Annotated in this window: 2 protein-coding genes and 1 pseudogene; 2 read left to right on the top strand and 1 reads right to left on the bottom strand. The window is 45.3% G+C overall.

The features are described from left to right. Window positions 1–1,338: DUF512 domain-containing protein (locus WBA89_RS16295; protein ID WP_424408176.1), on the top strand; the 1,338-nt coding region annotated here is incomplete at its 5' end. A 90-nt stretch (window positions 1,339–1,428) separates the two neighbouring features. Here the strand turns inward: WBA89_RS16295 and WBA89_RS16290 are convergent. After that, on the bottom strand, window positions 1,429–2,547 hold the full coding sequence (locus WBA89_RS16290; RefSeq protein WP_424408174.1) for an RNA-guided endonuclease InsQ/TnpB family protein: 1,119 nt from the start codon (window positions 2,545–2,547) through the stop codon (window positions 1,429–1,431). A gap of 201 nt (window positions 2,548–2,748) precedes the next feature. Between WBA89_RS16290 and WBA89_RS16285 the strand changes: the two are divergent. Then, a pseudogene (locus WBA89_RS16285) lies at window positions 2,749–3,108 on the top strand (transporter); the annotation flags it as partial.

Raw genomic sequence — 3,108 nt, 5'->3', positions numbered from 1 at the left:
ATCGACTATCAATTTCTGTGCGCCGACGAATTTCTGGAACTAGAAGTTTTAGATGCCAAAGGCAAAACTCACAAGTTAGAAATAGAAAAAGATTATGACGAAGACTTGGGTGTGGAATTTGAAACAGCCCTCTTCGACGGACTAATTCAGTGTAACAATCGCTGCCCTTTTTGCTTTATTGACCAGCAGCCTCCGGGAAAGCGCGAAACTCTTTATTTCAAAGATGATGACTACCGCCTCAGTTTTCTTTACGGCAGCTATTTGACTCTCACCAATCTGACTGAAAAAGAGTGGAACCGAATCGAACAAATGCGGCTTTCTCCTCTCTATGTTTCGGTGCACGCTACTGAACCGGACGTGCGAATTCGGTTGCTGAAAAATTTCAGGGCGGGGAAAATTTTAGAGCAAATTAAATGGTTTCAAAAGCGCCGCTTGCAAATTCACGCTCAAGTTGTGGTTTGTCCGGGAATTAATGATGGCGAACATTTGGAGCGCACTTTGTTGGATTTGGCAAAGTTTCATACCGGAAATATTCCCGCTGTGGCATCGGTGGCGGTGGTGCCTGTGGGTTTAACTCGCTTTCGCCCTGCGGAAGATGAATTAATTGCAGTAACTGCGGAAAAAGCGCGGGAAGTTATCGCGCAAGTGCATCAAATTCAAGGGGTTTTGAGTCAGGGTAAAGCCGATAAGAAAAGGAAAAAAAATCATCCGAAATTCACCCCCCCCAGCCCCCCCTTGGTAAGGGGGGGAGAAGATGGGAATTCTCCGGAGGTTCGGGGGGGAAATTCAAAATCTGGCTGTATTTGGCTGGCTGATGAATGGTTTTTAATCGCGGGTTTGGATTTGCCGCCGGCGGCTGATTATGAAGATTATCCGCAAATTGGTAACGGTGTGGGTTCGATTCGGCAGTTTATTGGGCAGTTTGAAGCGGCTTTTGCTAAGCTGCAACTGCTGCCGATTATTCCGCCGCGCCAGTTGGTTTGGGTCGTGGGGAATGCTGTTGAAAAGGCTTTTGAGCCGATCGTACAACAACTAAACCAAATTCCCGGCTTGTCCGTCAAGATGGCCGCACTTTCCAGCCGCTACTGGGGACAAACTATCACCGTCACGGGTTTGCTCACCGGGCAAGATTTGCTGGAAGCTTTGCAGGGGCGAGACTTGGGAGATGGCATCTTGCTGCCTTCGGTTATGCTAAAACAGGGTGAACCTCGTTTTCTCGATGACATGACGGTAGAACAGCTCGAAAACTCGCTGAAAACCCGGATTTTGCCGGTGAGCGGAGTAGAGGAACTAATCTCAGGGGCGATCGGTCAGGCAAATGCTGAGGTTCAATTCTAAATTTTGAATCAAGCATTCAAAAGTTTAAGATGAGTAGGTAATTGTGACTTTTGATATACTCCCCGACCTGAAGGTACGGGGATTCTGGCTTCAAGCAACACTAGCTTCCTTTGGAAGTCTTACGGTGTCTAAGCGAAGAGAAGATACCCCTTCTCTTTGAATATTAATTGCTGCGTTCTTATCTCTATCATGGTGTGTACCACAATTAAGACAAGTCCACTCACGATCGCGCAATTGAAGTCCTGAGTGTTTGTGAGAACAATTGGAGCAAAGTTTACTACTAGCAAACCATTGTCCGATCGAGACAACTTGCTTACCTTTCATTGCAGCTACGGTCTGAAGGATCTCTAAAAAAGTGCCAAAAGCTAAGTCTCCTATCTTTCTACCCCAAAGCTTTTGCATACCTCTTAGGTTAAGTGTCTCGAAGCACAAAACATCATATTCATCACAAAGCTTATGAGACAATTTCCAGAACCAGTCACGTCTAAGATTAGTTACTCGCTCGTGGAGTTTAGCTAGATTAATTCTGGCTTTATTCCAATTGTTCGACCCAAGCTTTTTAGATGATAGTTGTTGAGATAACTTCTTTAGTTGCTTCTTAGCTTGCAATAAGAACAATGGTGATTCGATATCTTTACCATTAGAGTTAGTCAAGAAAGTTTTAAGTCCAAAATCAAAGCCTGCGATTTTACCCGTCACGACTCCAATGGATTCACTAACAGCATCAGTAACAATGAAGATGTACATATCTCCGCTTGGTACTCTCTTTACTGTTAGTGTCTTAATTTTCCCTTCTATCACTCTAGATTTAGAGTAACCGAACGTTTGCTTGCCAATACGTATTTTGTTACCTATAAGTTGATAACCAGCTTGCTTGAGAGTGAATGATTTATACTTCTTACTCTGACAAAATGAAGGTGGTCTGACACCTTTACTGTGGTGCTTGAAGAACAGCTTATAGCTTCGATCGATGCGGTCGCAAATGTCTTGCACAGCCTGAGAGCCAACTCGTTGCCAATAACTATTCTTATTTCTAAGTTTAGCTAGATGTTTCATCAGTTGGAACTTGTTTAAGTGCTTGCCAAACATTCGATAATAACGCTTGTGTAGAGCAAGACAGTGGTTGTATATGCTTGATGCTGCGTTAATAGTCCGCTTGAGATACCTATTCCTTTTGTGATTGTAGAGTTTGAATTTGTATGTTTTCATATCACTCGACCTGTGTTATTCTACAAGTATAATACTCTTGGCTGGAGATGGCAAGTATTCAAAAACAAATCAAAGCCGTCCTGAAGGACGGGGCTTTAGACCCAGACCTTCGGTAACTGTCTAGTCCAGGCTGCAGACTGGAAAATTGAGAACTCAATCTCGATCTAAAATTGTCTCTAGAATTGCACTAATTAAAAAATTATGCGTGTTTTTCGTCAAATCGTCGTGGTCGGAGTGGGCGCTGCAATTACTTTCAGCAACGCCGCACAAACTGCTTCGGCACAGCCCCCGGCTCAATCTCTCGACAGCTCGGCCGGCTTGAATCGGCTCGAATTAGGCCCGAATGTTCGATCGACCTCAAACACAGCGTCAGAACCAGCATCACAGCCCGAAGAATCGATCGCCCTCAACCCCCCAACCTCCGAGTCTCAGCAGCCGGCAGCAGCTAACAGCATCGCCTCAACTCCGCCAATCCAGCCAGAACCAGCATCAAAGCCCCAACAGGCGGCTCCGGCTTCCCCTGCAACTCAGTCTGCCGAAAACGTCGCGCAGTCGGGAACG

The sequence above is a fragment of the Microcoleus sp. genome, from assembly GCF_049646505.1.
Taxonomy (GTDB): Bacteria; Cyanobacteriota; Cyanobacteriia; order Cyanobacteriales; family Microcoleaceae; genus Microcoleus.
Note: the sequence above shows the minus strand (reverse complement) of the source record. Positions and strands in the feature narration are given on the sequence as shown.